We start from the raw sequence: 14,797 nt of genomic DNA, 5'->3' as shown, positions 1-14,797 counted from the left end.
TTTCTCCGCATTGTGGGGGCCCGTTGCAGCAACGAAAAATCGCTGCTGCATGGTGAACACATTTTTGGAGGCGGAAAATGCAGGGTCTATCCGTTTCTGGCCGAACGCGGCGCTGATATCCAGTTCAGGCCGTTTTATGAACCCGGCTCCGTTCAATCCCCGCCCGAGCGCGCTGGAATAACCATGAGATCCGCTCTACGACTGCCCGCATTGCGACGCCACCGGCTCTTCGAATCGGTCGACCTCGACGAGACGCGCGAACTGATTTCACGCGTCATGCAGCCGCATTCGCTGTTTCCGCGCGGCCACACGCACGGTCGTTCTCACATGGACTTCGTACGGGTGGGACGGCTCGGCATCGGCACGATTCAATTCGGCGGCGCGATCCAGGTGGATGTCGAAGCCGTCGACGGATACTTTCTGATGATGTTTTGCGTCGCCGGCAATGCGGAGGTCCACACGGCTGGCAGGAAAGTCGTCGTGGACGACCAGCACGCCGTGATTCGCGCACCCGGCGAGCCGTTCAGCGCGCTGCTGTCGCCCGATTGCGAGCAACTGGTGATGCGGATCGACGCGGCGGCGCTCAACGGCGACAGCGCTTCCCTCTTCGGCGCGGGTGCTGCCGTGTCGCTCGAAAGCGGCCCGATGCGCGCGTGGAAGGAACAGTTGAAGCTGGTCGCCAGTTCGCCTGATCTGCTGAACGTGGCCGCTCAGAATCCCGCTGTGGGCGCGCATGTCGAATCGCTGCTGGTCGGCCTGTTGTGCAGTCAGGATATGGGCCACGCGACATCCCCGCCTTCGAACATCGCGCCCTTGTTCGTTCGCCGCGCCGAAGAGTTCATGGCCGCCAACCTCGCCGTGCCGATGCAATTGCAGGACATCGCCCGTGCCGCGGGCGTGCCCGTCAGAACGCTAACCGAGGGATTCTTGCGGTTTCGCAACGTCAGCCCGATCAGCCTGATGCGGCAGATGCGGCTTGACCGCGCGCGTCAGGCGATTCGGGAAAGCACGCCCGATGTGCGGGTTGCGACTATTGCGCTGGATTCGGGTTTTACCCATTTCGGCCGGTTCGCTCAGGCGTACCGCGAACGGTTTGGCGAACTTCCGTCGGAAACACCGCGGCGCGAGTTGCTGCGTTGACGGGTGGACGCGTCACTGCGACTCACTCAGCCCCAGGTCGACCACCGCGGTCGTATCGCGACTTTGCGATCAGTTGCGCGGCGGCGTGGGCGAAAGAGTGACGAACTTGCTGTGCGACGTGCCGCTTTGTCATGCAGATCCGGCGCGTCGCCAGGAATCCAACCTCATGGCCTCGTCTAGCGGGATTTCCGTGACGACGTTACCAAAGGGTTAGGCAATCGTCCCGAACTCAACTCCCCTGGTAAATATCACAAGACAAGCCGACGACACACGGCGCGCCATTCCTTCCTCGTCCACTTCCACTCGATCCACCTGGCTGAGGACCGACCGAATCGTATTCATAGCGATTCATTGAACTGGCAGGCTGTGCCATTTGTGGTTGTGACATCGTCGCGGCGGGCGCCATTTGCGGGTCGGCGCTTCCGGCTGGCTGTTGCGATGTCTGCGAATATGCCAGGCCTGTGACGGCGGATAATGCAGAAGCCACCAATAATGAAGCAAAAGGAACTCTCATTTCTGCACCTTTATCGAGAATGCAATTCGAATCTATCCGATCAGGATGACGAATCGAAATACACGGATTCCAAAGAACAACAGAATTTAGCTTGCCGATCGCAGAGAAGAAAACCTGCTACGGCAAGGCTCGCAATACGTCGCCTCAAGCACGATGCCGCGGAAGACGATCAATGGCGGCACGCGCGGATAACAGCGTGAGTTTCTGTTATTGAAGGCATCCTCTGAAGAGGTGACATGGGCACATGTTTAGGGACGCGCCTTTTCTTTTTCTCCAGTTATAGACCTGTCCTCAGGGGAAATCCAGCGGCGAGCATAGCCGTGCCAACTGTGCTTGCTACGTCGCGCAAGACGTTGGCGAGAACGCCGCAAACATGTAGATAGCCGGACAGTGACCTTTCATTCATGACAAGTCCGTAAGCGTGTGCCTGCGGATACGTATTGAAACGTCGGCTAAACAAAAGCGGATATGTGCAAGGGATCTGCGAGGAATCAATCGGCAGGGTTGACTCCGATCACCTACATTGGTACTGCATGTCCGCGTCCCGCCATTCACTCACTGGAGTTCGATCATGAACTGCAACCCCGCCGATACGGCAGTAGTGTTTATCGATCCACAGAACGACGTGTTGAGCCCCACAGGCAAAAACTGGGGCGCCGTTGGTGCAAGCGTGACGGAAAACCGAACGGTCGAAAACATGGTGAAAATCTTCAAGGTAGCGAAAGCATCGAAGTTCAGCGTGTTCATCTCCCCGCACTATTTCTTTCCGACCGACCGTGCATGGACATTCAACGGCCCACTGGAGGCCGACGAATTTGCAACGGGCACGTTCGCACGAACGGGTACGCTGAACCTGAGCGGTTTTGAGAAATCAGGTGCTGACTGGCTGGATGAGTTCAAACCGTTTATCGAAGACGGCGAGACTATCGTAGTAAGCCCGCACAAGGTGTTCGGACCGCAGACAAATGACCTGACGCTGCAGCTTCGAAAGCGTAACGTCCAGAAAGTCGTGCTGGGCGGGATGCTCGCCAATATGTGTGTCGAGTCTCACCTGCGCGACCTGATCGAGCAGGGTTTCGAAGTTTACGTCGTCGCCGACGCTACGGCGGGGCCGCGTCATCCGACCTGGGGCGACGGCTATAAGGCGGCGTTGGTCAACTACGCGTTTCTCGCGCATGCAGTTGTCAGGACCCAGGATGTCGTGGACTCGATGGCGCGAAGATAGTCGGGACTTGAACCGCCCGACATTCAAACGCAGCCCCTGTCCCGGCGATACAGCGGCACACAGCGTTCGGCCACGCCAGTACGACGTTGCCCGTCAGGCTAATGGTCGAGCAGCTTCAAGAATCAGTCTGCTGATCTTGTCCGGATGAGAGATCAACGACAGGTGACTCTAATTCACCTCGATTGTCTTATAAATGACATCCATCATCTATTGTATAAATGATGGTCATCATTTAATATCGGGTTGTACCCAAGCCCGCTGATCGGGCTTTTCTTGTGCGCAATCTGACGCCGCGCGCCGGCATAGACGTTCAAATCGAGGAAATTACCATGCCACTTGTACGCATCGATCTCGCAGAAGGCCAATCCGCCGAATATCGCAGCGCCGTCGCCGACGAGGTCTACAAGGCGATGACCACGACGATGAACGTCCCCGCCAATGACCGGTTCATGGTGATCAACGATCATAAGCCCGGCGACTTCATCGCCGATCCGACCTATCTCGGTATCGAGCGCTCGCCTCAGTGCATCATCGTGCAACTCACGTTGAATGCGGGCCGCGATCTCGCGATCAAAAAAGCCTTCTACAAGGCACTCAGCGAAGGGCTTCACGCGCGCGTCGGACTGCGCCGCGAAGACCTGTTCATTAGTCTCGTCGAAGTGCCGAAAGAGAACTGGTCGTTCGGTAACGGCGAAGCACAGTACGCTCAATAAACGCATGGTCGACGCGCGCTGCCGTCAAGGCAGCTTGCGTTGCACTCACCACGGAGGGCGCGGATGCCTCGCGTATCGAGGGAACAAACCGACGAGAACCGCCGGCTGATCGAGGCGGCGTCCGCGCGTCTGTTCAAGGAGCGCGGGCTGAATGGCGTATCGGTGACCGACATCATGGCGAGCGCAGGGCTCACGCATGGCGGGTTCTACGGCCATTTCGAATCGAAGGACGAACTCGCGGCCGTGGCGTGCGAGCGGGCGTTCGGTGAATCCGTTGTGCGCTGGAGATCGCTCGTCAGGGAAGATGCGGGCGAACAGGCTTTCGTCGACGCGCTCGCGAAGCACTATCTCAGTGCGAAGCAGCGTGACGAGCCCGGCGGTGGGTGTCCGGCCGTGGGGCTCGCAGCAGATGTGGCCCGCGAAGACGCAACCAAGCCGGTGCGCGGTGCGTACGTGCAGGGTCTCAAGTCGATGTTCAGCAGACTGGCGTCGTTTGCTGATCCGCGCCCGTCGAAGAAAGCGCGTCAGCGCGCGATCGCCCGCCTTTCGATGCTGGTGGGCGCGGCCACGCTCGCGCGTGCGGTGCGGGGCGATCCGCTCTCTGATGAAATACTCACGGCCGTGCGCGACTATCTGCACGACAGCTTCCGGTAGTGGCGCAGCGCACCCGCTGCGCCACACGGCCTGCGAGTTGCCTCAATGATCGACAGCCTTCACCGACAACAACCCCGTCTGCCCATAGAACTCCTGCAGCGCAAACGCCTCCCGCTCCCGCTGCGCACGGGCGCCGCGATCCAGCATCGAGAAGAACCAGATGCCTCCGAACGCGAGCGGCACTGAAACCAGCGCGGGGTTATCGAGCGGTACGAGTGCACGTGCCTGATGCAGCACGTCGACCCATACCGACTTCGAAATCACCGTCAGCAGCACGGAGGAAATCAGTCCGAGACTGCCGCCCATGACCGCGCCGCGCGTCGTCATGCCGCGCCAGAAGATCGACGACACCAGCACCGGAAAATTCGCGCTCGCCGCAATCGCCGCGACAAGACCGACCAGGAATGCCACGTTGACGTGCTCGAACAGAATACCGAGTCCGATCGCGATGACGCTCAACGTCAGCGTCGCCATGCGCGACATACGCATTTCGCGCGCTTCGTTAGCATGGCCGCGAGCGAGCCAGCATGCGTAGAGATCGTGCGAAACCGTGGTCGCTCCCGAGAGCGTGAGCCCCGCCACCACCGCGAGTATCGTCGCGAAGGTCACGGCGGCGATGAAGCCGTAGAACAGGTTGCCGCCCACTGCCTGCGCCAGCTTAACCGCGACCATGTTCGAGCCGCCGAGCAGATCATGCGTCAGATTGAAATGCCCGTCGGCGGCAGTCTTGAAGAACTCGGGATGCTGCGCAAGCAATGCAATTGCCGAGAAGCCGATGATAAAGGTCAGCAGATAGAAATACCCGATAAAGCCGGTGGCCACGAACACCGACTTGCGCGCCTCCTTCGCGCTGGGCACCGTGAAGAAGCGCATCAGGATATGCGGGAAGCCTGCCGTGCCGAACATCAGCGCGATGCCGAGCGAAAGCGCATTGAACGGGTCCTTCAGCAGCTTGCCGGGACCCATGATGCTGAGCGCGCCGGGGTGAACATCGACGGCTCGACGAAACATCTCTTCGGGACTGAAGCCGAATTGCGCCAGCGCGCTGACGGCCATGAACGTCGCGCCGCACAGCAGCAGCACGGCTTTAATGATCTGCACCCAGGTGGTCGCCGTCATGCCGCCGAAGAACACGTAGATCACCATCAGCGCGCCGACGATCACCTCCGCCATCCAGTACTGCAGACCGAACAGCAGCTGGATCAGCTTACCCGCGCCGACCATCTGCACGACCAGATAGAAGATCACGACGACGAGCGACGTGCTGGCTGTCAGCAGCCGAATCGGCGCCTGTTCGAAGCGGTAGGCAACCACGTCGACGAAGGTAAACTTGCCGAGATTGCGCAACGGTTCGGCGAGCAGAAACATCACGAACGGCCAGCCGACCAGAAAGCCAATCGAATAGATCAGGCCGTCGAAGCCGAACATGAACACCATGCCCGAGAGGCCCAAAAACGAGGCCGCCGACATATAGTCCCCGGCAATAGCCAGGCCATTCTGAAACCCGGAGATGCCGCCACCCGCGCTATAAAAATCCTTGGTCGTGCGCGTCTTGCGTGACGCCCAGCGCGTGATGCCGAGCGTCACGAGCACGAACAACAGGAACATGCCAATCGCAACGGGATTCAGCGCGACGCGATCGGGAACAGGACCTTCGATGGCGGAAGCGTGAGCGAGCGCGGGCAGCGAGGCAAGGCTCGCGCAGGACAGAGAGCGAATGCGCTTCATCATTCAGTCTCCTTTCCGGACGCTGGCGAGCAGCGCGCTCATCGACGGATCGAGCGTGCGGTTCGCACGCAGCACGTACCAGCCGGTCAACCCGATCGAGATCAGGATGATGCCGACGCCCGCGACGATACCCACGCTCGTCGTGGCGCCCGCATAGAGCGGCCGGGCCAGCATGTGCGGCGCAAGCGCGACGAACAGAATAAAGCCGTAGAAGATGACGATCATCAGCGCCGTCAGCGTGAAGCTGAAACGTCGGCGTGACGTAATCAGCCGCCGGTACGCGGCGCTCGCCTTGATTGAATCGATGTGGTCCTGCTGCATGGGACTGTCTCCTCCCTGTTATTTGCGGACGTCTTCGTTGACGGATGAAACTTCACGGTTCGCAACAACGGCTTTGCTGGCTGCTTCGGCAGCTCTTGTTTCAGATGTTCCTGCTGAATGAACCCGTTCAGGCGATAGCGAGCCGTATTCGCTCGAAACGGCTCACACTCCCGGCGCGCCATGCAGCGTCAGACGACGCCCTCGGCCTTGAGTTGTGAAAGTTGTTCGTCGGACAGTCCGAGCAGCGACTGAAGCACGTCGTTCGTGCCCTCGCCGAGTTTCGGCGGGCCGCTGCGCACAGGCAGGCGTACGCCGTCGAAGCGGTACGGCGGCGCGAGCACATGCGTGCTGCCGGCCTCGGGATGCGTATAGGTCGTCACGAGTCCGCCCTCGGCCGCGCGCTTCGACGTGAGCGCCTCGTGCAGGCCGAGCACTTCGCCGCACGGAATGCCCGCCTGGGTCAGACGCTCCAGCAGGTCCAGGCGCTTCCTCTTGCCGAGTTCGCGCCTGATTTCGGGCACGAGCGCTTCGCGGTTGGCGGCCCGAACGATGTTCGTGCGGAACCGTTCTTCGTCGACGAGATCCGGGCGTTCGATCACTTCGCGACAGAAGCGCTCGTACTGCCGGTTCGTGCCGACCGCGATGACGAGCGGCCCATCTTCCGCATCGAACACGCCGTAGGGCACGATCGAAGGATGCGCATTGCCGTAGCGCGGTGGATCGTCGCCCATCAGCATCGATTCCAGTCCGCAGTACGACGTGATCATCAGGCCGCAATCGAAGAGCGCCATTTCGATGTGGCGCCCCTTGCCCGACTTCTGCCGCTCGAACAGCGCCGCGAGCACGGCCTGTGCGGAATACATGCCCGTGAACAGATCGACGGCGGCGATGCCGAATTTGAGGGGCGGCTGATCGGCTTCTCCGTTGAGCGCCATCAGTCCCGCCTCGCCCTGCACAACCACGTCATAACCGGGACGCGAGGCTTCCGGTCCGCGGCGATCGTAGCCGGAGATCGAACAGTAGATGAGATCTTCGCGCCCCTGGCTGAGTTGTTCATAGCCGAGGCCGAGCTTTTCCGCGCCGCCGAACTTGAAGTTCTGGATCACGACGTCGCTCTGCTGAGCCAGCTCGCGGGCGAGCCGCTGCCCTTCGGCCGTCTGCAGATCGAGGCACACCGAGCGCTTGTTCCGGTTGACGCTGTTGAAATAGGTCGTTTCGCTCGCACCGACGCGCAAGCCCCAGTCCCGCGTGTCGTCACCGCGCTTTGGGTGCTCGACCTTGATGATTTCAGCGCCGAGGTCGCCGAGCACCATCGCGCACCACGGTCCCGCGAGCACGCGCGACAGATCGAGAATGCGTACGCCGGCAAGCGGCAGAGGAGAATTCAGGTTCGACATGGCTGATCCGGAGTGACAAGGGAGAGTGACGGGCGCGCCACGTCTAGTGCGAATCCACGGGCGAAACACGACGCAACGCGGAGAAATCAGCCGGGCGCTTGCCGAAGAAAGCGGCGATGCCTTCGGCGGATTCGTCGTCGCCGAGCGACTCCGTCATGTATTGCGCTTCGAGATCCAGTTGCGCTTCGAGCGTGTTCTCGCCGGCTTGACGGCACAGGCGTTTGATCCTGGCGATCGCGCGTTCCGGGCCGGCCGCGAGCGACTGCGCCATCGCGATGGCCTCCGTCAGCGCGCTGCCCGGTTCGGCGAGGCGATTGGCGACGCCGAGCGCGTGCATGCGCTCGCCCGTGACGGGCCTGCCCGTCAGGCACAACTCGGTCAGCAGTTGCCGGGAGACGAGCCCGGACAGAAACGCGGTCGCGCCGCCATCGGGCGAGAGGCCGACCTTGATGTATGCGACCGAGAACGACGCATTGCGCGCGGCGGCCAGCATGTCGCACGCCAGCGCGATCGACAGGCCCGCGCCCGCTGCCGCGCCTTCGACTGCGGCGATCACGGGTTTGCTGCAATCGCGAATCGCACCAATCATGTCGTGCAGGCTTTCGATGCTCGCGCGCCGCTCGGGCGGTGTCATCGCGCGACGTTGCGCGAGCCGGTTCAGATCGCCGCCTGCGCAGAACGCGCCGCCTACACCCGTCAGCACGATCGCGCCCACCTCGGGATCACGTCCGGCCTCAGCGAGGGCAGCCGGAAGGGCCGCGTATACCTCGGGCGTGAGCGCGTTGCGCGCAGCCGGGTTGTTGAAGGACAGCACTTGCACCGCGCCGTCGCGGCGCGCAAGGATAGGTTCATTCATGGCGTTGGCTCCGGCCCAAGGTGATATATCGTTCGAGATGGTGATCTTCGTCGCCGAGTTGATGGTCGATCATCACAAGGCGCTTCGCGTAGTGCGCAAGCGGCAGTTCCCACGTCATGCCGATGCCGCCGTGCATCTGGATGCACTCTTCGGCAACGAGCGCGCCGATGCGCCCGATCGTGACCTTCGCCGCCGACAACGCACGCTCGCGCTCGACGCGCGCCGCGCCGAACGCTGCGGCAGCATTGATGACGGCCGAGCGGGCCTGTTCGATTTCGAGCAGCAGGTCGGCCATGCGATGCTGCAGCGCCTGGAAGCTGCCGATCGCGACGCCGAACTGCTTGCGCGTGCGCAGATAGTCGAGCGTGTGCTCCTTCGCGACATCCATCGCACCCAGCGCTTCCGCGCACAACGCGAGCACGCCTGCGCCGATGCTGTGTTCGAGCGTCACGAAGCCTGCGTCCCGTTCGCCAAGCAAGGCGGTATCGGGAAGGCACACTTCGTTCAGACAGACTTCGGCGGCCCGTCCACCGTCGATCTTCCCGTAGCCACGCACGCTGACGCCCACCGCGTCGCGCGGGACGACAAAGAGCGAGATGCCGTCCTCGGCATCGGCCGCGCCGCTCGTGCGCGCGGAGACGAGGAAGAAATCAGCCTCGGCGCCCTGCTGCACGACTGATTTCGCGCCCGTCAGCACCCAGCCGTTCGAGCCGTGCACGGCGCGCGTCGACACCTTGCTCAGTTCGTAATGCGAGCTGGGTTCGTCGTGCGCGAGCGCTGCAACGGCGTGGCCTTCGATCAGGCTCGCGATGAGCGCTTTTTGCACGCCGCTGCCGGCACTGGCCAGCGCGCGCCCCGCCACCAGCGCGCCGAGAAATGGCTCGACCACGAGGCCGCGCCCGAGGTTTTCGAAAACGACGGCAATATCGAAGCCCTCCCCACCGAAGCCGCCATCGGCCTCATTGAAGAGCGCCCCGATCACGCCCAGTTCCGCGAAGCGGACCCACAGTTCGCGGCTAAAGCCCGAGTCGCTGCGCGCGAGCGCATCGCGCGTCGCGAAGCCATATTCCTGATGCACGAAGCGGTTCAGCGTATCGGCCAGCATGCGGCGGTCTTCGGTATGCTGGAAATTCATCGTGATCCTCTCAAAGTCCCAGGATCATCTTCGAGATGATGTTCTTCTGGATTTCATTGGAGCCGCCGAAGATCGACAGCTTGCGGTTGTTGAAGTAGAGCGCGGCGGCACTCGCGGCGCCTTCGGGGCCGATGGGCGCCTCGTCATGGCCTTCGTGCAGCGCCTCTTCGATGAACGGCTGCGCATGCGGTCCCATTGCGCGGCGCGTCAGAGACGAAAGCTCCTGGCGAATCTCCGTGCCGCGAATCTTGAGCATCGAGCTTTCCGCGCCCGGCACGCCGCCGCCCGCGACGGCGGCGATCACGCGCAGGTTCGTGGTCTTCATGTTTTCGAGGTCGATCTCGACGCGCGCGAGGCGCGCCGCGAAGTACGGATCGTCGGCAAGCGGCCGGCCGTTGCGCGTGACCTTCGCTGCGATCCGGCGCAGGCGCGCCAGCACCGCGACCGAGAAGCCGACGCCCGCAATGTTGGTGCGCTCGTACGTCAGCAGATACTTCGCAACCGTCCAGCCCTTGTTCTCTTCGCCGACGAGATTGGCGGCGGGTACGCGCACATCGGTGAAGAACACTTCGTTGATCTCGTGCTCGCCTTCGAGCGTGATGATCGGACGCACTTCGACGCCTGGCGAGTTCATGTCTACCAGCAGAAAACTGATGCCTTCCTGCTTGCGCACATCGGTTGCGGTGCGCACGAGGCAGAAGATCATGTTCGCGTGCTGGCCGAGCGTGGTCCACGTCTTCTGGCCGTTGACGATGTAGTGTTCGCCTTCATCGTCGATGCCGCGCACCGCGCTCGTCTTCACCGACGCGAGATCCGAACCCGAGCCCGGCTCCGAATAGCCCTGACACCACCAGTCGGAGCCGTCGAGAATGCGCGGCAGCCAATGGCGCTTCTGCGCTTCGCTGCCGTACTTGATGAGCACGGGCCCGAGCATGTTCACGCCGAACGGCACGATGCGCGGCGCGCCCGCCAGCGCGCATTCGTTCTCGAAGATGAATTTCTGCACGGCGTTCCAGCCTGGGCCGCCATACTGTTCCGGCCAATGATTCGCGAGCCAGCCCTGTTCGTTCAGGATCGCGTGCCATTCGACCATGTCCGCGCGTGTGAGGCGCAAGCCGTTGCGGACCTTGCCGGAAAGTCTCGCAGGCAGTTTTTCTTTCAGGAAGCGCACCACGCGCTCGCGAAAGGCTTCCTCCTCGGGGGTGAAGTTCAGATCCATGATCTCGTTTCTCACAATAGATTTCGAACAGGCCAGCGGCACTCATGCCGCCGGCGATGCACATCGTGACGACCGCGTACTTCACGCCGCGCCGGCGGCCCTCGATGAGGACGTGTCCCGCGAGACGCGCGCCCGTCATACCGAACGGATGACCGATCGAGATGGCGCCGCCGTTGACGTCGAGCCGCCCGGCGGAAATGCCGAGACGCGGCTGGCAGTAGATCGCCTGCGATGCAAATGCTTCGTTGAGTTGACGAACGCCCTCATATCCGCGCCAACCAGCAACACGGCGTCGGCGTCAGGGTCTTTCTCGGCGGGGTGGATAGCGTCGGGTAGTTGGCGCCGCACATTGGCGCCAGGCGCGTTGACGGGGGTTATCGACGGTGACGACGAGAATGCGGTTGCGCAGCTCACGCCTGGCGGCGTGTCCGGTCGATTCGGGTGTCATTGCCCGCGTCTCCATGTATTTCGTATGGGTTGATTGTTAAATGCGGGAGACGCGTTGACAATCCAACTGGCAGTTGACGAACTGTTAACTGAAAATTGACAGTGACCGCGACAACGTCCTATGGTGCGAAGTGATTCGCCATTGAAGTTCGATGCCGGGATGGCGGGTTTGCTGCGCGAGGCGGCGCGGCGCGGAAACCACCCTAGTTCCAGGCTTGCGCGAGCAACAGGATTTCGGCTCGAAGGTAGTCGATGAGCGCTTGCGTCGCCGGCGACGGATAGCGGTTCGGAAGCGTCACGATATACAACGTGTTCTGCAAGCCAGCCACACGGAAATCCGGCAGGATGCGCAGCAGCCCGCGGCTCATCGGCGCGTGCGGCACATAGGCCGGCAACAGCCCGATGCCCATGCCCCGACACACCGCCTCCGTCAGAAACGGATAGTCCGAAGACTGCAGCGCAGGCTGAATCGCAATCACGTGAACGTCCGACTCGTCCTGTCGATGCGTGAGCGTCATCGTGACCCGCCGTGCCGGGTACGGTGACGCAACCAGCGTCTGCTTTTCGAGGTCGCCGGGGCAATTGATTGGACCGTGCTTTTCGACGTACTCAGCCGACGCATACAGGTTCCAGTCAATCGAGCAGATGTTGCGCGCCACATATTCCAGCGGCGGTGTCGCCGTGATCCTCAACGCGACGTCGACTTCAGCGGCGATGAGGTCTTCGATCCGGTTGTTGAACGTGACATTGAGCGAGATGCCCGGATGCATGCGTGCGAACTCGAGCAGTCGTTCTCCGAGAAACATTCTGCCGAAGCCAGTCGGCACACTGATGCGAACACGGCCGCTCAAGGTCTGCCCGAGGCTGTCGATCGATGCGCGAGCCGTGCTCAGGTCTTCCAGCATGCGCTGGCCGCAGTCGTATAGCGTGTGTCCCGCTTGCGTCAGTTCGAGGCTTCGCGTCGAGCGGCGCAGCAATTGCGCGCCCGTTTCGCGCTCCAGCAGCTTGAGCCGCTGACTGATGTTCGCGCGCGTCATGCCGAGCTTGCGCGCCGCGGCGCTAAGACTGCGAGATTCGACGATCTCGACGAACAGGCCGATCAGGTTCAGGTCCATGGTTCGATATTGCGTGTGATTACCTGGCGATCCGACAGGATAGCGTTCACCCGTTCGCTCATCGACTACAAACCGGCTCTAGCTCGATGCGACGCGGGACGAAAAGGCATCATCGCCAGCAACTGCGCAACTCCGGCGCGCAGCTTGCGTTTGCTGGCGCCGTCGGCGGCCTGGACGGACAGACCGGAGAAAACCGACATGCACAATGTAGCAAGCGCCGCAGCGTCCGCGTCAGGCGCGAGTTCTCCTTGTTCGACGGCTTTCTTCAAGCGCTTTTCGACAGTGCGAGCCACCTTTAGCCGCAACGCCTGAAGAAAGTTTCGCAGCTCGACGTGCTCCGCGCCAATGCCTGCGCCGCCGAGAAAAATCATGCATCCACGGGAACGCTGTCCGCCCGTGAAAAGCTCGATGCTTGCGTCGAACATGGCTTCGAGGCTTTCGCGCAAGGTCGCGCGCGATTCGAAGTTCCTTAGCGCCGCGCCGCCTTCGGCCTGGACGTATAGCTCGATCGCCTCGCGATACAGGCTTTCCTTGTTGCCGAACGCCGCGTAGATGCTCGGCGAGTTGACGCCCATTGCATCGACGAGATCCGACATCGAGCACATATCGAAGCCCTTTTCCCAGAAAAGGTCCATCGCGCGCCTGAGCGCCACCTCGCGCTCGAATGCTCTTGGTCTGCCGCGTCCTTTGGTTTCGCCGTAACTGGCCGGCTCCATGTCCCCTCCTGGCAAGCGATTGTCGCAAACCCGCGAATACTGAATTCTATGTCGATCATAACAAAATTATGGACGCACACGCTCCGCCTATGCTTCAATATCTGTAACGGTCGTCACAGAAATAGCGTGACCATCGGTCAGATTCGATGGTCGAGCGGTTCAATATCTCAAGGATTGTGCAATGAAGCTGATTTCCTCGTCACTTTTCGCTGTCACGCTGCTGGCCGCGCCGATGGTGTCGCACGCGCAAGCAGTTTCCGAGGCGAAGGCTGACTCGCCCGTTTTTACGGTGTTCGTCGATACGCCCACGGGCTACACGTTTGTGAAGTTGCCGGACGGCTGGAAATACGTCGGCGCTGTGACACAGGAAGACGCACGCCTCGTACAGGCTGGGTCTGTGCCGAAAGCACAGTCATCGGCAAAACAGTCGAGCTAACAGAGGTTGAAAGGACGCAGAAGATAGACGCTGCTCTTCCTGCAAAGAGCAGCGTTGGTCGCGCCTCATCCCCGTTTGGGATGGTCAAGAAAGAATCGCAGCATTTCAGCACTCGCGTCCGGGCCGCTTGGGTCCGTGTAACTGCCGCGTGCATTACCGCCTGACCACGCATGCGGCGCGCCATGAATGGTCCACAATTCGGCGTCGATACCATCGGGGGAAGTCAGCCTCGAAACGGTACAGCTACGCCGCCCCGCATCGGCCCGACGCCCTTCACTGCTGTTGTCTACTCGCGCGTCGAAGCCCTGAACCAACTGCGCAGCATTCGCGACGTGAACCGTCGCGTCCGCGTCGCCGTGAAAGACGATCATGGGTCGTTTCGGCAAGTCTTTAGCGCGCTTCGCTTGCGCGGTCGCGCTGCGGCGTTTGCCGCCTTTCATTGCCGCGAGCGCAGAGGGCAAATCGTGCGCGCTGCCCACGGGCAGACCGGAATGCACACCCGCTGCAGCGTACAGGTCAGGATACGTGGCGATCATGATCGCCGCCATCGCGCCGCCCGCAGACAGGCCCGCCACATACACGCGCGCAGGATCGACGTTGTGGACCGCGATGATCTCTCGCGTGATACCTGCGATCAATGACGGCTCGCCATGCTCGCGATGCTGATCGTCTGGCTTAAACCAGTTCCAGCACTTCGACGGATTGGCCTGTTGCGGCTGCACGGGATAAGCGACAAGACATCGATGCTGCTCGGCAAGCGCGTTCATCTGCGTCCCTGCGGCAAAATCGTCGGCGTTCTGCGTGCAGCCGTGCAGCATCACAATCAGTGGGAGCGGCTCGCCGGCTGCGCTCGCCGGCACGTACAGCCGATACTGCCGGGAGCCTGCCGCGTTCGAATACGCATGCGTGCTGAAATGCCCCCGGTCTTCGACATCATTGATGTCTTCTCGTGCCGTGTGCGGTGTGACCTCGCTTATTTGTGTCTCGGCGAACGGAGAAACCTGCGCCGTGTCCCGCAATCCATCAACGGCGCCTCCTCGCAGCGCGCGTTGTATCGCTTCTGTCGCTATGGCGGGACCGCGGGTACGCAGCAGGGTCATCGCTTCGCGCATTGAATTCAGGAAACCTTCGTCGAGTTTCATCGTATGTGTCCGGTGAGCGGAAGTAGGCGTTGGGCGTCG

Annotated in this window: 14 protein-coding genes and 2 pseudogenes; 5 read left to right on the top strand and 11 right to left on the bottom strand. The window is 61.7% G+C overall.

Annotation, left to right across the window (positions count from 1 at the left end):
- The first annotated feature begins 183 nt into the window (after nucleotides 1-183).
- Both andR and H1204_RS39130 read left to right on the top strand, forming a co-directional pair.
- The gene (gene andR / locus H1204_RS39135; protein WP_180734012.1) at nucleotides 184-1,140 is read left to right on the top strand and encodes an anthranilate 1,2-dioxygenase regulatory protein AndR; all 957 of its coding nucleotides are present in this window, start codon (nucleotides 184-186) and stop codon (nucleotides 1,138-1,140) included.
- Between the two features lie 1,085 nt (nucleotides 1,141-2,225).
- Nucleotides 2,226-2,879, top strand: a complete 654-nt coding sequence (locus H1204_RS39130) for an isochorismatase family protein (protein WP_180734011.1) — start codon at nucleotides 2,226-2,228, stop codon at nucleotides 2,877-2,879.
- Nucleotides 2,880-2,972: 93 nt separating this feature from the next.
- Here H1204_RS39130 and H1204_RS51930 read toward each other — a convergent pair.
- Nucleotides 2,973-3,068: pseudogene (locus H1204_RS51930) on the bottom strand (alpha/beta hydrolase); the annotation flags it as partial.
- 140 nt (nucleotides 3,069-3,208) lie between these two features.
- On the opposite strand from H1204_RS51930, the gene H1204_RS39125 reads away from it, so the two are divergent.
- Complete coding sequence (locus H1204_RS39125; RefSeq protein ID WP_180734010.1) at nucleotides 3,209-3,592, top strand: tautomerase family protein; 384 nt, start codon at nucleotides 3,209-3,211, stop codon at nucleotides 3,590-3,592.
- Between the two features lie 63 nt (nucleotides 3,593-3,655).
- Nucleotides 3,656-4,246 (top strand): TetR/AcrR family transcriptional regulator, encoded by a 591-nt coding sequence (locus H1204_RS39120; RefSeq protein ID WP_180734009.1) that lies wholly within the window; start codon nucleotides 3,656-3,658, stop codon nucleotides 4,244-4,246.
- Nucleotides 4,247-4,288: 42 nt separating this feature from the next.
- On the opposite strand, the gene H1204_RS39115 is transcribed toward H1204_RS39120, so the two are convergent.
- The 9 genes and pseudogenes from H1204_RS39115 to H1204_RS39075 form a co-directional block, all read right to left on the bottom strand.
- Complete coding sequence (locus tag H1204_RS39115; protein WP_180734008.1) at nucleotides 4,289-5,977, bottom strand: cation acetate symporter; 1,689 nt, start codon at nucleotides 5,975-5,977, stop codon at nucleotides 4,289-4,291.
- The gene (locus tag H1204_RS39110) at nucleotides 5,978-6,295 is read right to left on the bottom strand and encodes a DUF485 domain-containing protein (RefSeq protein ID WP_180734007.1); all 318 of its coding nucleotides are present in this window, start codon (nucleotides 6,293-6,295) and stop codon (nucleotides 5,978-5,980) included. It lies immediately after the preceding gene.
- Nucleotides 6,296-6,483: 188 nt separating this feature from the next.
- Nucleotides 6,484-7,692 (bottom strand): CaiB/BaiF CoA-transferase family protein, encoded by a 1,209-nt coding sequence (locus tag H1204_RS39105; RefSeq protein WP_180734006.1) that lies wholly within the window; start codon nucleotides 7,690-7,692, stop codon nucleotides 6,484-6,486.
- Nucleotides 7,693-7,735: 43 nt separating this feature from the next.
- A complete protein-coding gene (locus H1204_RS39100; RefSeq protein WP_180734005.1) occupies nucleotides 7,736-8,548 on the bottom strand; it encodes an enoyl-CoA hydratase in 813 nt (270 codons plus the stop codon).
- Nucleotides 8,541-9,683 (bottom strand): acyl-CoA dehydrogenase, encoded by a 1,143-nt coding sequence (locus tag H1204_RS39095; RefSeq protein ID WP_180734004.1) that lies wholly within the window; start codon nucleotides 9,681-9,683, stop codon nucleotides 8,541-8,543. Before H1204_RS39095 ends, H1204_RS39100 begins: the two co-directional genes overlap by 8 nt.
- A 10-nt stretch (nucleotides 9,684-9,693) precedes the next feature.
- Nucleotides 9,694-10,902 (bottom strand): acyl-CoA dehydrogenase family protein, encoded by a 1,209-nt coding sequence (locus tag H1204_RS39090; RefSeq protein ID WP_180734003.1) that lies wholly within the window; start codon nucleotides 10,900-10,902, stop codon nucleotides 9,694-9,696.
- A 16-nt stretch (nucleotides 10,903-10,918) separates the two neighbouring features.
- Nucleotides 10,919-11,164: pseudogene (locus H1204_RS39085) on the bottom strand (acetyl-CoA C-acyltransferase); the annotation flags it as partial.
- A gap of 388 nt (nucleotides 11,165-11,552) precedes the next feature.
- Nucleotides 11,553-12,464, bottom strand: coding sequence for a LysR family transcriptional regulator (locus H1204_RS39080; RefSeq protein ID WP_180734002.1), 912 nt, complete (start codon nucleotides 12,462-12,464; stop codon nucleotides 11,553-11,555).
- Between the two features lie 65 nt (nucleotides 12,465-12,529).
- Nucleotides 12,530-13,180, bottom strand: a complete 651-nt coding sequence (locus tag H1204_RS39075) for a TetR/AcrR family transcriptional regulator (RefSeq protein WP_180734001.1) — start codon at nucleotides 13,178-13,180, stop codon at nucleotides 12,530-12,532.
- 181 nt (nucleotides 13,181-13,361) lie between these two features.
- Between H1204_RS39075 and H1204_RS39070 the strand changes: the two genes are divergently transcribed.
- Entirely contained in the window at nucleotides 13,362-13,616 is a 255-nt protein-coding gene (locus H1204_RS39070; RefSeq protein WP_180734000.1) for a hypothetical protein, read from the top strand.
- Between the two features lie 65 nt (nucleotides 13,617-13,681).
- Here H1204_RS39070 and H1204_RS39065 read toward each other — a convergent pair whose 3' ends face one another.
- Nucleotides 13,682-14,758 (bottom strand): PHB depolymerase family esterase, encoded by a 1,077-nt coding sequence (locus H1204_RS39065; RefSeq protein WP_180733999.1) that lies wholly within the window; start codon nucleotides 14,756-14,758, stop codon nucleotides 13,682-13,684.
- Nucleotides 14,759-14,797: the final 39 nt, after the last annotated feature.

It is taken from the genome of Paraburkholderia sp. PGU19, assembly GCF_013426915.1.
GTDB lineage: Bacteria > Pseudomonadota > Gammaproteobacteria > Burkholderiales > Burkholderiaceae > Paraburkholderia.
Note: the sequence above shows the minus strand (reverse complement) of the source record. Positions and strands in the feature narration are given on the sequence as shown.